Origin of the sequence: Aminobacter sp. LjRoot7 (assembly GCF_964252895.1) — a bacterium.
Classification (GTDB): domain Bacteria; phylum Pseudomonadota; class Alphaproteobacteria; order Rhizobiales; family Rhizobiaceae; genus Aminobacter; species Aminobacter aminovorans_B.
In genome coordinates this window covers 37,005-54,657 of sequence record NZ_CAXUPX020000006.1, presented here as the reverse complement: position 1 = coordinate 54,657, position 17,653 = coordinate 37,005, and the positions used below count along the sequence as shown (strand labels likewise).

Genomic DNA, 17,653 nt, shown 5'->3' with positions numbered 1-17,653 from the left:
CCAATCAAGGTGACACCAGATGAAACTGCTCCGCTACGGCCCCAAGGGCAACGAGAAGCCCGGCATCCTCGACACATCAGGCCGCGTCCGCGATCTCTCCGGCATCGTCGACGACATCGCCGGCGACGTGCTGACGCCCGAGGGTCTTGCCCGCCTGCGCGCCGTCGACATCGAGACACTGCCGCTGGTCTCCGGCACGCCGCAGCAGGACCTGCGCCTCGGCGCCTGCGTCGGTCGCATCGGCAAGTTCATCTGCATCGGCCTCAACTATGCCGACCATGCCGCCGAAACTGGGGCTGCCATCCCGGCCGAACCCATCGTCTTCAACAAGTGGACCTCGGCCATCGTCGGTCCCGACGACGACGTCGAAATCCCCCGCAATTCGGTTAAGACCGACTGGGAAGTTGAGCTTGGCGTGGTCATCGGCAAGCCCGGCCGCTACATCGACGAGGCCGACGCCATGAGCCACGTCGCCGGCTACTGCGTCATCAACGACGTCTCCGAACGCGAATTCCAGACCGAGCGCGGCGGCACCTGGGACAAGGGCAAGGGCTGCGACACCTTCGGCCCGACCGGTCCCTGGATGGTGACGGCAGACGAGATCGCCGACCCGCAGAACCTCAAGATGTGGCTCGACGTCGACGACAAGCGCTTCCAGAACGGCTCGACCAAAACCATGATCTTCTCGGTGCAGCAGGTCGTCTCCTACCTCAGCCGCTTCATGAGCCTGCAGTCCGGCGACGTCATCTCCACCGGCACGCCGCCCGGCGTCGGCCTCGGTCAGAAGCCTCCCATCTATCTCAAAGCAGGCCAGACGATGACCCTTGGCATCGAAGGCCTCGGCACCCAGAGGCAGCGCGTCGTCGCCGCCTGACCATTCGGGTGGGACGGCATCTTCCCGGGCGCCATCCCGCTCTCGTTTCAGCCGCATGATCCGCCCCTGAAAGGTCCCCCAGCCTTTCGGGATCATGCCCAGAGGACCCACGACCATGACCAGAATCATCGATATGCGGGTGCTCGACCTGCGTTTCCCGACGTCGCAGCATCTCGACGGTTCCGACGCGATGAACCCGGATCCCGACTACTCGGCGGCCTATGTCATCTTGAAAACCGACGCGCCTAGCATCGAAGGTCACGGCCTGACCTTCACCATCGGCCGCGGCAACGAGATCTGCTGCGCGGCGATCGAGGCGATGCGCCATCTGGTCGTCGGCCTGGAGATGGACAAGGTCACGGCGGACATGGGCGCCTTCTGGCGCCATGTCACCTCCGACAGCCAGCTGCGCTGGATCGGGCCCGACAAGGGCGCGATCCACCTAGCCACCGGCGCTGTGGTCAACGCCGTCTGGGACATCTGGGCCAAGATGGTGGGCAAGCCGGTGTGGAGGCTGGTCGCCGACATGTCGCCGGAGGAACTCGTGCGCTGCATCGACTTCCGCTACATCACCGACTGCATTGCCCCAGAAGAAGCACTCGCCATGCTGCGCGAAAAAGCGCCCGGCAAGGCCGAGCGTATGGAAACCCTCGAGCGCGAAGGCTACCCCTGCTACACCACTTCGGCCGGCTGGCTCGGTTATGGCGACGAGAAGCTGCGCCGGCTCTGCCAGGAAGCGGTCGACGCCGGCTTCAACCACGTCAAACTCAAGGTCGGCCGCGACAAGGCCGACGACATCAGGCGCCTCCGCATCGCCCGCGAAGTGCTCGGCCCCGACCGCCAGCTGATGATCGACGCCAACCAGGTCTGGGAAGTCGGCCAGGCCATCGACTGGGTGCGCGACCTCGCCTTCGCCAAGCCGTGGTTCATCGAGGAACCGACAAATCCCGACGACGTCGAGGGTCACCGCAAGATCCGCGAAGGCGTCGCCCCGGTTCAGGTCGCCACCGGCGAGATGTGCCAGAACCGCATCATGTTCAAGCAGTTCATCATGCGCGGCGCCATCGACGTCGTTCAGATCGACTCATGCCGCCTCGGCGGCGTCAATGAGATTCTCGCCGTGCTGCTGATGGCGGCGAAGTACAATCTTCTGGTCTGCCCGCACGCCGGCGGTGTCGGCCTGTGCGAATATGTCCAACACCTGTCCATGATCGACTATGTCTGCATCGCCGGAACTCGCGAGGGCCGCGTTGTCGAATACGTCGACCACCTGCACGAGCACTTCAAGGAACCCTGCGTGGTGCGCAACGCAGCCTACATGCCGCCGACCGCGCCCGGCTTCTCGATCGAGATGAAGCCGGCGACGCTCGAAGACTTCCAGTTCCGCGGCTGAGGGAAACGACAATGGACCTCGGTCTGAAGGACAAGGTTGTCATCGTCACCGGCGGCGGTGCGGGTATCGGCGGTGCGGTCACGCTTGGCCTTGCCGCGGAAGGCGCCGTCCCTGTCGTCTTCGGCCGCAGTCCGTTGGCGGAGGATTTCGCCGCGAAACTCAAGGCCGCCTCACCTCGCTCGCTGTTCGTCCAGGTCGAGCTGATGCACGACCCCGAGATCGCGGCTGCCATCGAGCAGGTGGCCAAAACCTTTGGCCGCATCGACGGACTGGTCAACAATGCCGGCATCAATGACGGCATTGGCCTCGAAGCCGGTCCGGATGCCTTCCGCGAGTCGCTGGAACGCAACCTGATCCACTATTACACGGCAGCCCATCACTGCCTGCCGTGGCTGAGGAAATCGCGCGGCGCGATCGTCAATGTCTCGTCCAAGACGGCACTCACCGGCCAGGGTAGCACCAGCGGCTACACCGCCGCCAAGGGCGCGCAGCTGTCGCTGACCCGCGAATGGGCCGCCGCCCTGCGTGGTGACGGCATCCGCGTCAACGCGGTGATCCCGGCCGAGGTGATGACGCCGCTCTACGAGAAGTGGTTGAAGACCTTCGACGATCCCGAGGCCCGGCTCGAAGAAATCACGCGCCGCATCCCGCTCGGCCAGCGCATGACGACGTCGGAAGAGATCGCTGACACGATCATCTTCCTGCTCTCCGACAAGGCGAGCCACACAACCGGCCAATGGCTGTTCGTCGACGGCGGTTACACCCACCTCGACCGCGCGCTGGATTGAAGGGCTGCCGGGCGCCTAAAGCACCGGCCCGAGCATGGCGATGGCGTTGTTCCAGATCTGGCGCGGCCTGCTCCATTTGGCGACCATGCGGTCGCTGATGGGGACCGACAACTCGATGTAGCTCTGCTGCCGTGCCCGCACCCCGCCGGTCACCTCGGCGTCGTGCAGCAGGATGTTGTTCTCGAAATTCAGCTCGAAGCTGCGGCGGTCGAGATTGGCCGAGCCGATCAGCGTCACCTCGCCATCGACCGTCAGTGTCTTGGCGTGCAGCAGGCCACCTTCATATTCGTGGATCCTGACGCCGGCATCGAGCAACTCGCGATAGTAGCTGCGGCTTGCCGCCGCGACGATCCAGGAATCGTTGCGCCGGGGAAGGACGATGGTCGTTGCGACGCCGCGATGGCCGCAGGCGCAAAGTGCTGCCTGCAGCGGCTCGTCCGGCACGTAATAGGGTGTCGAAATGACGAGCTCGCGCCGTGCGGCGTTCATCAGGGCGATGAACATTTCGGGCATCGCCGAATAGCGCACGGCAGCACCCGTACCGATGACTTGCGCCGTAAAGCCGTGCTTCGCCGGAGGCAGTGGCTGGCGCATCAGTGGGCTCAAATCCTCCTTGACCTGCGCCATCCAGTCGCTGGCAAACAGATGCTGGTTCTGAAGCACGACCGGCCCTTCGAAACGCATCATCACGTCGACCCAGGGCGCGTACCTTGCCTTGATGGCAAAGGCAGGATCGGCGCAGTTCTGGCTGCCGCAATAGGTGATATTGTTGTCGACGACGACGATCTTGCGATGGTTGCGCATGTCGACCCGCCCCTTGAGCGGTCGCAGCAAGGCGATCCCCACAGGCAGGGCGCGCGCCAGCCTGACCTTGACTGAGGCCATGTCGCGCCAGTGCGGCGAACGGATCAGCCGGCGCGAGCCGATATCATCGACCATCACCCGACAGGTCACGCCGCGCATGGCCGCACGCTTGACCGCCTCGACCATCTTCACGCCGTTAGTGTCAGGCAACCAGATGTAGAACAACAGGTGCACGTGATCGATGGCGGCATCGATGTCGGCAATGATGGCATTTATCGCCGCGTCTGAATCAGGCATGAGCTGAGCCCGGTTGGCGCCGACCGGAGCATAGTTGCTGATCGATTCGCCGACGCGAAACAGCGGCGCGTAGGGCTCGGGGACACTTGGCTGCTCCCGTCCGTCGAGATCGGTCGTGTTGATCGTGGCCAGCGAGGGCAAGCGCTGGAGCGCGTCGCGCAGCCGGGCGATGCGGCGGCTGCCGACATTGGTATCGCCGAACAGGATGTAGGCGACGACGCCGACCACCGGTGCAACGACGATCACCACGATCCAGGCCAGCCGCGAGGCCGGCTCGCGATGTGGACGCAGCAGCGCGCGCACGAGATAGACGATCTGCAGGCAGATGGTCAGGTTAACCAGGGCCCAACCGAAATAGGCGGACGCGCTCATGCTTGGAATGCCCCTCCAGACAGTAGCTTCAACCGATACCAGATAATTCGATGCAGGAGCCACCACCCCCGCCTCCCAGCGAGACGTGCGGAGACCGGACACCCCGGCGGGCAATTGGTTGCCAAGACACGCATGCCGTGCAATGTGCAATTCCAAGAGCGCCTGCCCCGCTCTTTCTGTGCTGGGGAGTCGCGAATGCACGAGAAGCTGGGCAAGCTGTCGATCGAAACGTCGGCATCGCATTTGATACTTGGTGGGGTATCGCTCAATGAGCTAGCGCCCGAGCCGGTGTCCTACCCGCTCGTCTCCTTCATGATCCGCAACTGGAACTACCGTCGCTTCGTCGCGTCGGCGATCCGCTCGGTTCGCAACCAGACCTATCCCAATTTCGAGGCCATCGTCGTCGACAATGGCTCGACCGACGGCAGTCGCGCTGAAATCGAGGCAGCGATCGGCGACGACCCGCGGTTTCGTACGATCTGGCTCGACGAGAACCTCGGTCCGCTCGGCGGAGCTTTGAAGGGCCTCGATGTCGCGCGCGGCGATTTCGTCACCTTCGTCGATTCCGACGACTATTTGCTCGCCGATTTTGCCGCCATGCATGTCCAGACGCACTTGGCGCTGCCGCAGGGCGTCGCCTTCACATCGAGCGCGGTGATCGAGATCGATGCCACCGGCGCGGCATTGGGGACCGGTCTCAGGGGATCGCAACCCGGTACGTACCACGGCAGCCTGCAAAGCCCATTCCAGGTGCTCAGATTGTCGGAAGTTTCAAGCGTACAGTTCAACCAGCTCGACCGCAGCATCGTCGTACATCCGCCCACCAAGAATGGCTGGCTCTGGTCGCCGGGCACATCGAATATGTTCCGTCGTTTCCTGCTCGAAACCATCCGGCCACGCGCCAAGTCAGACGTCATGTTCGGGCTTTCGGTCGACGGCCATTTCTGCCGGCTGGCTCATGTGTTCGCCGGATCGGCCACGATCGCCCTGCCGCTATCAGCCTATCGGCTGCATGGCGACAACTTCTTTGCCGGCAACCCGACCCTGGATGGTGTGGTCGATGTCCCCGGTCCCGCCAGGAGATTTTTCCCCGCACGACGGCGCGAGGCGATGCGTGTTCTCGTCGAAGAGGCGGCAACGCTTTCGGCAAGCATGGGGGCCTGGCGCTTCTGGTCCGCAATCGCCCAGGTTCTCGACAGCGACGGCGTCACTTCGGTGCAGGTCTTCGAGGCGCCCGAGGCTCAGGCCATCATCGTTGAGAACCTGCATGTGCTCTTCGCGACGTTCGGCAAATGGAGCACCTTGCGCAAGCTGCGGGAGCTGATGTCGCGAAGCGCGTTGCAGGCTATTCTCGGCGCCGCCGGCCAAGGCCCTGCCGCTTATGCGCCGCGCATGATCGGCATCGAGATTTCGATGCTCGAAGCCAGGCTAAGGCGCAAGCGTCGCGCCAAAGCTGCAAGGCGGAAATCAAAACCGTAAAGACGCCGTCCCGCAAATACGGGCCGGCTTGATCTCAAGCCGGCACCGGGGAAAGCGTCCCGGCACCCGTCGGCAACAGCCCAAGCACGCGCTCCATGGCGCAGGGGATCGGTGCGATGATCGGCGTGTCGAACATCGGCTGCAGCTGTTCGGCCGCCTGTCCGAGCGGCCCGCCGCCAATGATGACGGCCTCCGCTCCATCCAGTTCGATGCATGCGCGCACCGCCTCGGCCAGGGATTGCCCGAGAAGCTTCTCGTCGCCGGCAAGCGCGATGGGATCGCCCGACGTGCAGCGGATGCCCGCATAGAGATGGTCGAGGCCGAGGTCGCGGGCACGACCGGCAATCGCCTCGACGAGATCCGGCGTCGTCGTCGCGACGCCGAACCGCCGTCCGTCGCGCGAAGCCTCGATCATCGAGGCCTCGCAAATGCCGACGACCGGTACGTCGACCCGTTCCCTGAGCGCTGCCAGGCCAGGATCGCCGAAGGCGCTGACGATGATGCCCTGGCAGTCCTGGTCGTGGCCGGATCCGATCTCGATGACCTGATCGGCCGCGGCTTCGAGCTGCGGGCCGTTGACGATCATCGGCGGGTTCCGGGTGGCCGTGGCAATCGCCACGGCCGTCCGTCCTGCTGCAGTCTTGCGCGCGATGGCATGCATCATGTCGCTGGTTGCCTGCGAGCTGTTGGGATTGATCAACAGGATATGTGAAGTCATGCTCATCGTTACGCTCTTGCTTGTGCCTGCCGGGTCGACACTTCGGGTGTCTCGACTTCGGCCGGCTGGGTCAGGTCTTCCATCGACATGCCATAGGTCTCGGGGCCCATCTGGATGCAGAAGGCGAAAACCGCGTACATCGCCGCCGCCAGGCTGAACACGCCGACCATGCCGTAGTTGTCGAACAATGCGCCGGCAACGGTGGGGATGAAGGAGCCGGCTGCCGAGCCCGTAGCCAGGATGAAGGCCACGCCAAAGGCGCGGATCCGGGTCGGGAACAGCTCGGGCGCATAGATCCAGATCGAGGTGTTGAGCAGCAGCACGAAGAACTGGAAGATCGCGCCGAACAGCAGCACCAGATAGATGTTGGTGCCGAGATAGACGATCGACACGGCGGCGAGGCAGGCGAACACGGCACCGACAGTCAGCACCTTCTTGCGCGGGAAGTAGTAGCCGAACATCGAGGCCGCGATGGCGCCGAGCACGCTGCCGCTCTGGATGATCATCGAGTAGAGCAGGCTGCCCTGCAGCGTGTAGCCCATCGACACGAAGATGATCGGCATCAGCGTCAGCACCGAAAGTTGGGCGCCGTAGCTCATCAGGATGGCGATGGCGACGGGAATGGTCCGGCCGATGAAGGGGGCACGGAACAGTTCCTTCCAGCTGCTCTTATTCGGAGCTTCGTCTTGTGCCGGGTCGTGGGTCAGATGCTCGCGCACCACCAGGTTACGCGGCCTGAGCGTTCCCGATTCAAGGATCGACAGCACTTTGTTGGCCTCGGCGATCCGGTTCTGCGACGCCAGGAAGCGCGGCGTCTCGGGCACGTAGCGGCGGTAGAACACCACCAGCAGGGCCGGCAAGGCCAGCGAGGCGAACAGCCAGCGCCAGGCGTTGTCGCCGGGGAACAGGGTGAAGATCATCAGGCCGAAAGCGGGGGCCAGGAAGTTGCCGAAGCCGCCGGCGCCGACATTGACGAGCCCGGCAGCCGTGCCGCGGAACTTTGGCGAGCAGAACTCCGACAGCATGGTCACAGCGGTCGAAATCTCGCCACCGACGCCGAAGCCGACGATGGCGCGGGCAAAGCACAAGGTGGCGAAGTTCGGTGCCAGTGCGCAAGCCGCCGAGCCGATGGTGAAGAGCAGAAGATTGAAGGTCAGCATCACGCGGCGGCCGTAGCGGTCGCCGAGGATGCCCGACAGCAGGCGGCCGATGGCGGCGCTGCCGAAGGTGATGGTGTTGAGGAAGCCGATGTCGGCGCCGGTCAGGCCCCAGGTCGCCTTCAGCATCGGACCGGCAACGCCGATCGTATTTTGCTCGAAGCTGTCGAACAGACAGCCTATCAGGACCAGCGCGATGATCTGTTTATGGGCGCCTGTCACGCCTATCCGGCTCAACGCCGATTCGAGTTGTCGAATGACCGGCGATGACTTGCCGGATTGCACCATACTTTCCGCTGCCATGGTTTCTCCTCCCTTGGCTGAACCAGATGAAAACTGATTTTCACCAATCTAACATATGAAATCGTGTTTTTATAGTCCAAACTTACGTCGAGGCAGACGGACGGCTTGCGCTGGCCAACCAAGAGCTTATGTCTTTGTGATTCCTCGTGATTGCGGCAGCCACGGCGAGGCTTCAAAGGCTTCCACCCTTGCGGTGGCGACCGAACGGCGCAAATGTGCGCGACCAGAATTCAGCGGCAGGCGGCATGACAAACCCCAAGGATCGGCCATTTCTTTTCCGCGTGCGCGAGGCGCTCGACACGCTGCATCCGGCCGAACGGCGGCTCGGCGACTTCGTCTGCGACTTCCCCGGCGAGTTGGCCAGCTATTCCGCATCCGAGCTCGCCACCCTGGCCAACGTCTCCAACGCCACGGTATCGCGCTTCGTCAAACGACTGGGCTATGAGAACTACGAGGAAGCCCGGCGGCATGCGCGCGAGGAAAAGCAGACCGGCTCGCGCCTGTTCCTGACGACCTCGACCGACACTGCGGGGGTCCAGTCGCTTGGCGCCCATGTCGCCCAGGGCATCGCCAACATCGAAGGCACCTTCGCCACCATCACCGACAGCCAGATCGACGCCGCCGTCGAGGCAATGCTGGCCAGCCGCAAGATCTGGGTGCTCGGCTTCCGCAGCAGCCACCCATTCGCCGACTACTTCCAGTGGCAGATGACCCAGGTGGTGGAAAACATCGTCGCCATTCCGGGCGGCGGCCAGACGCTGGGCGAGCACCTCGTCAGCGTCGGCGAGGACGACGTGGCTGTGGTGTTCGGGCTGCGTCGCCGCATCGCGCGCATGGAGATGGTGCTGTCGGCTATCGAGAAAAGTGGGGCGAAGCTGCTTTACATCACCGACGAGGGCGTGCCCCACCGCCAGAGTGCGGCCTGGCATTTCCGTTGCCAGACGCTCGCCCCTGGCCCTCTGTTCAACCACGTCTCGGCGATGGCGATTTGCCACCTGCTCGCCACCCGCGCCATCGAGCGATCGGGTGCCGCAGGCCGGACCCGCCTCAGGGGCATCGAAACCATCGGCGACGCACTCGAGGAACTGTAGCCTTCAACCTGCCGGCATGCGTTCGCGCACATGCTGCAGAAACAGCGACAAAAGCTCGGCCTGGGTCGAGATAGCAAGCCTCTCATAAGCGTGCTTGCGGTGGGTCTTGACCGTGGCGCGCGAGATATCGAGGTGGGCTGCGATCGAGTCCGACGAATGCCCGCGCAACACCAGCACCACGACCTCGCGCTCGCGGTTGGTCAACAGATCGGCGCCGAAGCTCTCATAGGCGGCTTCCGCCCAACCGACATCTGCCTGATGCCGCTCGGCCGCATGGCGCGCCTTGATGCGCTGCCAGTGCTGGCGAAAGCTCGCCTCGATCAATGGCAACATGCCGGCGAGCCTCTCGATCGCCACATCATCGAAGCTGCGGGGCTCGGCACAGTAGATGCCGATCTCCGTCGTCTCGCCCGCGTCGAGGGTCACTGCGATATCGATCTCCTCGAGCCCGCGCGGCCAGTCCCGGGTGACGTAGCCGATCTCCTCCGTCTCCGAGATGATGATCTCGTAGGAGCGGTAGACCTCGCTCTGCAGATAGTGATCGGGCGCCAGATCGCGGACGCGGTAGACGCCCGATGCGATGCCCTTGAGGTGGCTCTGGTAGAAGGGATTGAGCAGGTAGGTCTGCGCCAGATATTGCCTCAGCCCGTTGCGCGCCTGCTCGCCCTTGAAGTCGTCATGGATGTGCAGCGGCGGATGGCTGCCGCGATAGACGACGATGGCGATCATGTCGAAGGCGACGTGGCTGCGCATCCAGCCGGCCAGGACCGACGGAAGCGCCGGCGTGCCGATGGCACCGACCAGCACCGCCACATCGCGATAATCGTCCTGTGGCATGCCCTTGCTGCGCCCCCCTGTACTGAAACCTCCTCCCCTGGGAGGATGGCTTGTCGTGCCAATCCTGACTAACGCTGTTCGCCGACACTATGGCATGCCGTGGCACGGGAGAGCGCGAAGGTGAACTACGCCAGGATGGTAATCGAAAAGGAAGCGCCGGAGGAATATGGCTACGACCGTATTCGCTACAATCTCTCGGAAAGCTCGATTGCCGACCAGAAGCTGTCCGAGATCGGTCTGTCCTTGCCCGACCTGACGCTGTTCTACGGCGAACATCGCGGCGACAAAGCCCTGCGTGACCTGATTGCCGGCCAGGATGCCGGACTTTCCCCCGACCATGTGCTGGTCACCGCAGGTGCCGCCGGTGCGCTGTTCATCATCGCTACCAGTCTGTTGTCCGATAAGGACCACCTCGTGGTGGTGCGGCCCAACTACGCCACTAACATCGAGACACCGCGTGCCATCGGCTGCGCCATCAGCTACATCGACCTCGATTTCGACAAAGGCTTCGCCGTCGATCTCGCCGAGGTTGCTGCCGCCCTGCGTCCCAACACGCGCTACATCAGCGTCACCTGCCCGCATAACCCGACCGGCACCATCATGAGCCGCGCCGACCTCGACGGGCTGATCGCCCTTGCCGAGCGCCACGGCTGTTACCTGCTCGTCGACGAGACCTATCGCGACCTGAGCTATGGCCAGCAACTGCCCACCGCCGCATCGCTCAGTGCGCGCGCCATCAGCGTCTCGTCGCTGTCCAAAGCCTTCGGCATTCCAGGCATCCGCATCGGCTGGCTGGTCACCCAGGACGCCGAACTCTACGAACGGTTTCTCGCCGCCAAAGAGCAGATCGGCATTTGCGGCAGCGTCATCGACGAGGCCATCGCACGCGCCATGCTCGAGCGCCGCGACGATTTCCTGGGCGCGCTGATGCCCGAGATGAAAGCACGGCGCGACATCGTCCAGCAATGGATCGACCGCGAGCCGCTTGTCGATTGGGTCCGGCCGGAAGGCGGCGTCGTCGGTTTCCCCCGGATCAATGTCGGCCCCGATTTCGATCTCGACCGCTTCTACAACGGCCTGCTCGAAAAGCACGGCGCCTATGTCGGCCCCGGCCACTGGTTCGAAATGCCGAGAACCTATTTCCGTGTCGGTTTCGGCTGGCCGACCGAAGCGCAACTGCGGGGCGGGCTCGAAGCCATCTCCGCCGCCCTGCGCGAGCAGAACTGAGCGATTTCTCGGCTCCTGAAAGGGGAAGCGACGGCCATGGTCGCGCCGTCGCGCTTGCATTTCGACGGCGCCGCGGCAAAGACGTCGGCACTGGCTTCGGACTTCAACCAAACCGGCTCCAGCGTGCTAATCTCGGCAACAACCTCCGAACCAAGCCGCCCAACCTGGCGCTTGATGGTGTTTCCGGAGGCGAAGCAAACAAGCATGCAAGGCGCGCCGCGAGCTGGAACCGGCAAGGCGAGCCCCAACTGGTAAGGCGGGAATGCACAACGGACGCATGGAAACTGCCCGGCTGCCCTGGCTAAACACACTGGTCGCGTTCGAAGCGGCTGCGCGCCTCGGCAGCCTGACGCTTGCCGCAGCGGAGTTGAACCTGACGCCGGGCGCCGTCAGCCGCCAGGTCAAGCAGCTCGAACAGGCGCTCGACGCAGTGTTGTTTGTGCGCAGCCACAACGCCATCGAGCTCACCGCTGCCGGACGCATCTTCCTGACCCATGCAAATGCGGCACTGGCGCAGGTCCGGTCGGGCATGCGCGCGGTCTCGGGCCAGGCCGCCAAGCTCAGCATTCGCGCGCCGCTGACCCTGACGCAGCGCTGGCTGATCCCCAGGATCGATCATTTCCGCCGCGGCCACCCCGGGGTCGACCTGCGGTTCCAGACAATCAGCGCAGCCGCCGGCGACCGCACCGACGTCGAGATCAAATACATTAGAGGCGCGCCGCAAAAGGACGACGGCAACCGCGAGGTGTTCCTCGTCGATCGCACCGCACCCGTATGCCGTCCCGAACTGCTCGTGAACGGTGCGAGCGCGATCACGCCGCAAGGCGTTCTTTCCCTGCCCGTGCTTCAGGACACCGCCGACGGCTGGTCGTGGCGGCAATGGTGCAAGGCGGCGGGCATTGCCTTCGAGCCCCATGGCGACAGTTTGGTCTTCGACACCGACGAAGCCTCGATCGACGCCTGCCTCAGCGGCCTTGGCGTCGCCCAGGCCAACACCGCCTTTGTGACGTCGGCACTCGCGGCCGGCACCATCAGGCGTCTGTGCCCGTCAGTGGACGCCACGCTCGGGGCATATTATGCCGTGGTGCATGCGCGCTCGAACGTCGCCGATGCCTTCGTTGCCTGGCTCAAGAGCGAGGGCGAAGGTGCAGAGGCTGGACACATCAGCGAGCGCGAGAACTGAAAACAGCACCGGGCCAAGGCCCGGCGAGGAGATATTGAGATGCATTGCCGGATTATTGGCGCACCCATTCAGGAAGGCACCGACCGCAGGGGCTGCGACATGGGACCAAGCTCGCTCAGGACCGCGGGCCTTGTCGAAGCACTTGTCGAACTCGGCCATTCCGTCGCCGACATGGGACAGGTGGTGCCGACACCGGGACCGGTACCGGCGCACCCGAACAAGGCGCTGAAAGCCCTGCCCACGATCGCTGCCTGGACCGCCGCCCTAGCCGAGGCGGCTTATCAGATAAGCGCCGACGCCATGCCGATCTTCCTCGGCGGCGACCACAGCATGTCGGCGGGCACGGTCAGTGGCATTGCAAGGCGCGCCGACGAACTCGGCAAGCCGCTGTTCGTGCTCTGGCTCGATGCCCATCCGGATTTCCACACGCTCGACACCACCACCAGCGGCAACCTGCATGGCGTACCGCTTGCCTATGCCAGCGGCCTGTCCGGCTTCCAGGGCTATTTCCCGAAGCTCCAGGCCAATGTCAGCCCCGAGCGCATCTGCGCGCTTGGCATCCGCAGCGTCGATCCGGCCGAGCGTGTTGCGCTCGCCGAGGCCGGCGTCACCGTCCACGACATGCGCGCCATCGACGAGCATGGTATCGCGCCGCTGCTGCGCGCCTTCCTGGAGCGGGTCGCGGCAGCAGGTGGCATGCTGCATGTCAGCTTTGACGTCGACTTCCTCGATCCCGCGATCGCCCCGGCCGTCGGCACCACCGTGCCCGGCGGCGCGACCTTCCGCGAGGCGCATCTGGTGATGGAAATGCTGCATGACAGCGGCCTCGTCACCAGCCTCGACCTCGTCGAGCTGAACCCCTTCCTCGACGAACGCGGCCGCACCGCAACGCTGATGGTAGACCTGACGGCAAGCCTGATGGGCCGCCGCATCATGGACCGTCCGACCCGGAGTTACTGACCATGACCGAAAAACTGAACGTCGTTCCGTTCGTCAGCGTCGACCACATGATGAAGCTGGTGCTGGCTGTCGGCGTCGAGCGCTTCCTGACCGAGCTGTCGGCCTATGTCGAAGAGGATTTCCTGCGCTGGGAGCAGTTCGACAAGACCCCGCGCATCGCCTCGCACAGCCATGACGGCGTCATCGAACTGATGCCGACCAGCGACGGCCATCTCTACGGCTTCAAATACGTCAACGGCCATCCCAAGAACACCCGCGACGGCCGCCAGACCGTGACCGCCTTCGGCGTGCTCGCCGATGTCGGCAACGGCTATCCAATGCTTTTGACCGAAATGACCATCCTGACGGCGCTGCGCACCGCGGCCACCTCGGCGGTGGCGGCCAAGTATCTCGCGCCCAAGGGCGCCGACACCATGGCCATCATCGGCAATGGCGCCCAGTCGGAATTCCAGGCCTTGGCGTTCAAGGCCCTGCTTGGCGTGAACAAGCTCAGGCTCTACGACATCGACGCCTCGGCCTCGCAGAAATGCAAGGCGAACCTTGCCGGCATGGGCTTCGACATCGTCATTGCAGACAATGCGCAGGAGGCGGTGGAAGGTGCGCAGATCATCACCACCGTCACCGCCGACAAGCAACTCGCGACGATCCTGACCGACAACATGGTCGGCACCGGCGTGCACATCAATGCCGTCGGCGGCGACTGCCCCGGCAAGACCGAGCTGCACAAGGACATCCTGCTGCGTTCCGACATCTTCGTCGAGTTCCCGCCGCAGACCCGCATCGAAGGCGAGATCCAGCAATTGGCGGCCGATCACCCCGTCATCGAGCTTTGGCAGGTCATGGCCGGCAAGGCCCAGGGCCGCAACTCGAGCGCGCAGGTCACGCTGTTCGACAGCGTCGGCTTTGCCATCGAGGACTTTTCCGCGCTGCGCTACGTCAGGGACAAGCTGATCGACACCGGCCTGTTCGAGGAGCTCGACCTGCTGGCCGATCCCGACGAGCCGCGCGACCTGTTCGGCATGCTGCTGCGCGCCGCCAAGGCCTCTGCCATCTAGCTGGCAGGCGTCACCTGTCAGGCAGGCAGCCGGGGCGTCCGGCTGCCACCATATTATCTTGGTCTCCATCAAAGGCTGACGCCGCGCGTCAGCGCTTCTCACGCCTGCATGACGAATTTGCATGCAGGCGTGAGAAGTTTTCGATTGCGCCGCAGGCTGCGGTGAGCGATTGGCGAGAAAACTTGATTGGTTTTCTCATCAATTGGCGCAGCCGGCACGACGAACGATGGTCCTTCACCGCAACTTCAGCGCCGTGCGATGACATCGCTCCCGAGCGCCGCCTCAGCCAGCCGCACCGACGCGAGACGCTGCACGAGCAGCCTCCGCGTCACCGGTCTGGTCGTAGCGGGGCTTGTCGTGCTCGGTACCCTGGCCATCGGCGGGCTGTTCGTCGGCGGCGTGGCGACGCCCGTGCCTGTCGTCATCGATGCGCTCCTGAGCCGAAGCGCTGGCCCGGAAGCGGCGATCTTGTGGAAGCTTCGCATCCCACGCGAGCTGCTGGCGATGCTGGCGGGTGCTGCCCTCGCCTGTTCCGGCGTCGTCATGCAGGGCGTGGCGCGCAACCCGCTGGCCTCGCCCGACCTCACCGGTGTCTTGACCGGCGCCAGCTTTGCCATCGTCGTCTTCTACGTCTTCGTGCCCTCGGTGCCGGCCATCGCGCACCCCTTCATCGGCCTCGCCGGCGGGTTGCTTGCCGGCGGCACCAGTCTGCTGATCGCCTCCGCCGGTGGCCTGTCGCCGGTCCGGCTGGCGCTGGCAGGCTCCGCCGTTGCCTTCTTCTGCGCCGCGGGCATCACCACGGCTCTCGTCCATGCCGGACCGACAGTTGCCTCGATGTTCTTCTGGCTCACCGGCGGGCTTGCCGGCCGAGGCTGGCACCATCTCACCATCCTGCTGCCCTGGGCGGTGACTGGCCTGTCCGCCTGCGCCGTGCTGGCAAGGCCGCTCGATCTGCTGGCACTCGGCGACGAAGCCGCCGAAACGCTGGGCCTCAACGTCCGCTTCTGGCGCCTAGCCGGCGCTTTGACGGCAATCGTCCTGTCGGTTGGCGTCGTCGCCGTCGCCGGCCCCATAGGTTTCCTCGGCCTGTGCATCCCCCACATCGCCCGCAGCGTCGTCGGCGTCCGCCATCAGGTCCTCTTGCCGGTAGCTGGCCTGCTTGGCGCAATCGCCCTGCTCGCCGCCGACACGCTGGCCCGCACCACGGCCGCGCCGCGCGAACTGCCGATCGGCGTTCTCACCGCAATCGTCGGCGGCCCTATCCTGATCCACATGGTCTGGAGGAGGACGGCATGACCCGGCTTCCATTCTGGCCCACCGCTGCCGCCACCTCTTGCGCGCTCGTCGCCTTCGCCGTTCTTGCCACGCTCAATGGCGCCGCCGATCTCGGGCTGCGGCAGGGGCTCGATGCCCTGTTCCTCGGCACCGGCGACAACGCCGGCATCCTTTGGGACATCCGGCTGCCGCGCGTTGCCATCGGCATCCTCGTCGGCATCCACCTCGCCATTTCAGGGCATCTGCTGCAGGCGGCAACCCGTAATCCGCTGACCGACCCCAACGTGCTCGGCATAGCCGGCGGCGCCATGCTTGCGGTGATGATCTTCCTGCTCATCACCGTCTACTGGGGCCAGACCGATGGCAGCAAGCTGACCTCCTATCCACTCGCGCCCTTGCCCTTCGTCGCGCTTTTCGGCGGGCTGGTCGCCGCGAGCCTGACCTACCTAATCGCTTGGCGCGCCGGCGTGACACCGCTCCGGCTGGTGTTGGCCGGCATCGCCATCGGCATCACTTTCCAGGCACTCGGCCTCGGCATCTTCGCCGCCTGGGGTTCAACCCGGATGGAGACGGTGCTTTTGTGGCTGTCGGGCAGCCTCTATGCCCGCGGCTGGGAGCACGCACTGCACCTGCTACCATGGACGATCGCCGGATTGCTCGCACTGCCGATCATGGTCGCCAAGCTCGACCTGCTGTCGATCGGCGACGATGCCGCCGCAACCCTCGGCGTCAATGTCGGCGCCATCCGGTTTTCGGCCATCGCGCTCGCCACTGTGCTGGCCTCGAGTGCGGTGGCGATCGTCGGACCGCTGGGTTTTGTCGGCCTCATCACCCCGCATGCCGCGCGCCGGCTTGTCGGCTCGTCGCTGGCCAAATCATTGCCGATCTCGGCCCTTCTCGGCGCCCTCTTGGTGACGCTTGGCGATCTCATAGGCCGCATCGCCATGCCGCCGGCCGAAATCCCCGTCGGTGCCGTCACCGCACTCGTCGGCGTGCCTGTTTTTCTGATGCTCTTGGGACGACGCACATGACCGGCCTGACCTGCCAGGACATTTCTCTCGGTTATGGCACGCATCAGGTGCTGCGCGACGTCAGCCTGTCGGTCCCACCGGGCAGGATCACCGCGCTGATCGGCGCCAATGGCTGCGGCAAGAGCACCTTGCTGCGCGCCATGGCCGGCCTTCTGCACCCGATGTCGGGCGAGGTCGCGCTCGACGGGCGAAAGCTCTCGGCTTGGCCGCGCAAGCAGCTGGCACGGCGGCTTTCCTTCCTGCCGCAGGAGATGGTCGATCCACCGGAGATCACTGTCGCCGAGCTCATCGCCTATGGCAGGCATCCGCATCACGGACTGCTCGGGCGGGCCTGCCCTGGCGACGCCGAAGCCATTGCGCGGGCAATTGCCGCCACCGACATGGCCAGCCTTGCCGACCGCATGGTCGCCACGCTCTCGGGCGGCGAACGCCGCCGCGCGTGGATCGCCATGGCGCTTGCCGTCAAAGCCGAAATCCTCTTGCTCGACGAACCCACCACCTTCCTCGACATCGGCCACCAGTTCGAGGTGCTCGAACTCTTGCAACACATCAACCGCAGCCACGGCATCACAGTGGTGCTGTCATTGCACGATCTCAACCAGGCCGTCCGCTTCGCCGACCATCTCGTCGCCGTCGACCGCGGCACCATCATCGACCAGGGCGCACCGGCCGATGTCCTGACCGAGCGCCTGTTGACCGACACCTTCCGTGTCAGCGCCTCGATCACCCGCGCCACCGACAGCCCACCCGTCTTCATTGCCACCGGGTCGATCAAGGACCCTTCCCGCCACGCCTCCGTCTGAAAGGAA

16 protein-coding genes are annotated in these 17,653 nt (G+C 64.7%); 12 read left to right on the top strand and 4 right to left on the bottom strand.

Annotated elements, in window-relative coordinates:
• Positions 1 to 19: 19 nt before the first annotated feature.
• The 3 genes from ACSQ3E_RS17540 (at position 20) to ACSQ3E_RS17530 (ending at position 3,055) form a co-directional block, all read left to right on the top strand.
• Complete coding sequence (locus ACSQ3E_RS17540; protein WP_436123689.1) at positions 20 to 874, top strand: fumarylacetoacetate hydrolase family protein; 855 nt, start codon at positions 20 to 22, stop codon at positions 872 to 874.
• 115 nt (positions 875 to 989) lie between these two features.
• Positions 990 to 2,267, top strand: coding sequence for an L-fuconate dehydratase (locus ACSQ3E_RS17535; RefSeq protein WP_436123688.1), 1,278 nt, complete (start codon positions 990 to 992; stop codon positions 2,265 to 2,267).
• A gap of 11 nt (positions 2,268 to 2,278) precedes the next feature.
• A complete protein-coding gene (locus tag ACSQ3E_RS17530; RefSeq protein ID WP_436123687.1) occupies positions 2,279 to 3,055 on the top strand; it encodes an SDR family oxidoreductase in 777 nt (258 codons plus the stop codon).
• 15 nt (positions 3,056 to 3,070) lie between these two features.
• Here the strand turns inward: ACSQ3E_RS17530 and cls are convergent, their stop codons facing one another.
• The gene (cls, locus tag ACSQ3E_RS17525) at positions 3,071 to 4,528 is read right to left on the bottom strand and encodes a cardiolipin synthase (protein WP_436123686.1); all 1,458 of its coding nucleotides are present in this window, start codon (positions 4,526 to 4,528) and stop codon (positions 3,071 to 3,073) included.
• A 195-nt stretch (positions 4,529 to 4,723) separates the two neighbouring features.
• Between cls and ACSQ3E_RS17520 the strand changes: the two genes are divergently transcribed.
• The gene (locus ACSQ3E_RS17520) at positions 4,724 to 6,007 is read left to right on the top strand and encodes a glycosyltransferase family 2 protein (protein WP_436123685.1); all 1,284 of its coding nucleotides are present in this window, start codon (positions 4,724 to 4,726) and stop codon (positions 6,005 to 6,007) included.
• Positions 6,008 to 6,041: 34 nt separating this feature from the next.
• Here the strand turns inward: ACSQ3E_RS17520 and ACSQ3E_RS17515 are convergent, their stop codons facing one another.
• Both ACSQ3E_RS17515 and ACSQ3E_RS17510 read right to left on the bottom strand, forming a co-directional pair.
• Positions 6,042 to 6,725: an aspartate/glutamate racemase family protein gene (locus ACSQ3E_RS17515; protein WP_310326655.1), complete on the bottom strand. Its 684-nt coding sequence runs from the start codon at positions 6,723 to 6,725 to the stop codon at positions 6,042 to 6,044.
• An 8-nt stretch (positions 6,726 to 6,733) separates the two neighbouring features.
• The gene (locus ACSQ3E_RS17510) at positions 6,734 to 8,185 is read right to left on the bottom strand and encodes an MFS transporter (protein WP_436123684.1); all 1,452 of its coding nucleotides are present in this window, start codon (positions 8,183 to 8,185) and stop codon (positions 6,734 to 6,736) included.
• Between the two features lie 245 nt (positions 8,186 to 8,430).
• Here ACSQ3E_RS17510 and ACSQ3E_RS17505 point away from each other — a divergent pair, with 245 nt between their 5' ends.
• A complete protein-coding gene (locus ACSQ3E_RS17505; protein ID WP_436123683.1) occupies positions 8,431 to 9,276 on the top strand; it encodes a MurR/RpiR family transcriptional regulator in 846 nt (281 codons plus the stop codon).
• A 3-nt stretch (positions 9,277 to 9,279) separates the two neighbouring features.
• Here ACSQ3E_RS17505 and ACSQ3E_RS17500 read toward each other — a convergent pair whose 3' ends face one another.
• On the bottom strand, positions 9,280 to 10,113 hold the full coding sequence (locus ACSQ3E_RS17500) for a response regulator transcription factor (protein ID WP_436123682.1): 834 nt from the start codon (positions 10,111 to 10,113) through the stop codon (positions 9,280 to 9,282).
• Positions 10,114 to 10,233: 120 nt separating this feature from the next.
• Here ACSQ3E_RS17500 and ACSQ3E_RS17495 point away from each other — a divergent pair, with 120 nt between their 5' ends.
• From ACSQ3E_RS17495 to ACSQ3E_RS17465, 7 genes are all read left to right on the top strand, one after another.
• Positions 10,234 to 11,340 carry an aminotransferase class I/II-fold pyridoxal phosphate-dependent enzyme gene (locus ACSQ3E_RS17495; protein ID WP_436123681.1) on the top strand — a complete coding sequence of 369 codons (1,107 nt, stop codon included), beginning with the start codon at positions 10,234 to 10,236 and terminating at the stop codon, positions 11,338 to 11,340.
• Between the two features lie 262 nt (positions 11,341 to 11,602).
• A complete protein-coding gene (locus ACSQ3E_RS17490) occupies positions 11,603 to 12,523 on the top strand; it encodes a LysR substrate-binding domain-containing protein (protein ID WP_436123680.1) in 921 nt (306 codons plus the stop codon).
• Between the two features lie 39 nt (positions 12,524 to 12,562).
• Positions 12,563 to 13,483, top strand: a complete 921-nt coding sequence (rocF, locus tag ACSQ3E_RS17485; RefSeq protein WP_436123679.1) for an arginase — start codon at positions 12,563 to 12,565, stop codon at positions 13,481 to 13,483.
• Positions 13,484 to 13,485: 2 nt separating this feature from the next.
• Complete coding sequence (locus ACSQ3E_RS17480) at positions 13,486 to 14,538, top strand: ornithine cyclodeaminase (protein ID WP_436123678.1); 1,053 nt, start codon at positions 13,486 to 13,488, stop codon at positions 14,536 to 14,538.
• Positions 14,539 to 14,796: 258 nt separating this feature from the next.
• Complete coding sequence (locus ACSQ3E_RS17475) at positions 14,797 to 15,834, top strand: FecCD family ABC transporter permease (protein ID WP_436123677.1); 1,038 nt, start codon at positions 14,797 to 14,799, stop codon at positions 15,832 to 15,834.
• Complete coding sequence (locus ACSQ3E_RS17470; RefSeq protein WP_436123676.1) at positions 15,831 to 16,844, top strand: FecCD family ABC transporter permease; 1,014 nt, start codon at positions 15,831 to 15,833, stop codon at positions 16,842 to 16,844. Before ACSQ3E_RS17475 ends, ACSQ3E_RS17470 begins: the two co-directional genes overlap by 4 nt.
• Positions 16,841 to 17,647, top strand: coding sequence for an ABC transporter ATP-binding protein (locus ACSQ3E_RS17465; RefSeq protein WP_436123675.1), 807 nt, complete (start codon positions 16,841 to 16,843; stop codon positions 17,645 to 17,647). Before ACSQ3E_RS17470 ends, ACSQ3E_RS17465 begins: the two co-directional genes overlap by 4 nt.
• The last annotated feature ends 6 nt before the right edge of the window (positions 17,648 to 17,653 follow it).

Coding starts and splice junctions, on each gene's coding strand:
- ACSQ3E_RS17540 (WP_436123689.1), top strand. CDS start 20: ATGAAACTGCTCCGCTACGGCCCCAAGGGCAACGAGAAGCCCGGCATC.
- ACSQ3E_RS17535 (WP_436123688.1), top strand. CDS start 990: ATGACCAGAATCATCGATATGCGGGTGCTCGACCTGCGTTTCCCGACG.
- ACSQ3E_RS17530 (WP_436123687.1), top strand. CDS start 2,279: ATGGACCTCGGTCTGAAGGACAAGGTTGTCATCGTCACCGGCGGCGGT.
- cls (WP_436123686.1), bottom strand. CDS start 4,528: ATGAGCGCGTCCGCCTATTTCGGTTGGGCCCTGGTTAACCTGACCATC.
- ACSQ3E_RS17520 (WP_436123685.1), top strand. CDS start 4,724: ATGCACGAGAAGCTGGGCAAGCTGTCGATCGAAACGTCGGCATCGCAT.
- ACSQ3E_RS17515 (WP_310326655.1), bottom strand. CDS start 6,725: ATGACTTCACATATCCTGTTGATCAATCCCAACAGCTCGCAGGCAACC.
- ACSQ3E_RS17510 (WP_436123684.1), bottom strand. CDS start 8,185: ATGGCAGCGGAAAGTATGGTGCAATCCGGCAAGTCATCGCCGGTCATT.
- ACSQ3E_RS17505 (WP_436123683.1), top strand. CDS start 8,431: ATGACAAACCCCAAGGATCGGCCATTTCTTTTCCGCGTGCGCGAGGCG.
- ACSQ3E_RS17500 (WP_436123682.1), bottom strand. CDS start 10,113: ATGCCACAGGACGATTATCGCGATGTGGCGGTGCTGGTCGGTGCCATC.
- ACSQ3E_RS17490 (WP_436123680.1), top strand. CDS start 11,603: ATGCACAACGGACGCATGGAAACTGCCCGGCTGCCCTGGCTAAACACA.
- rocF (WP_436123679.1), top strand. CDS start 12,563: ATGCATTGCCGGATTATTGGCGCACCCATTCAGGAAGGCACCGACCGC.
- ACSQ3E_RS17480 (WP_436123678.1), top strand. CDS start 13,486: ATGACCGAAAAACTGAACGTCGTTCCGTTCGTCAGCGTCGACCACATG.
- ACSQ3E_RS17475 (WP_436123677.1), top strand. CDS start 14,797: ATGACATCGCTCCCGAGCGCCGCCTCAGCCAGCCGCACCGACGCGAGA.
- ACSQ3E_RS17470 (WP_436123676.1), top strand. CDS start 15,831: ATGACCCGGCTTCCATTCTGGCCCACCGCTGCCGCCACCTCTTGCGCG.
- ACSQ3E_RS17465 (WP_436123675.1), top strand. CDS start 16,841: ATGACCGGCCTGACCTGCCAGGACATTTCTCTCGGTTATGGCACGCAT.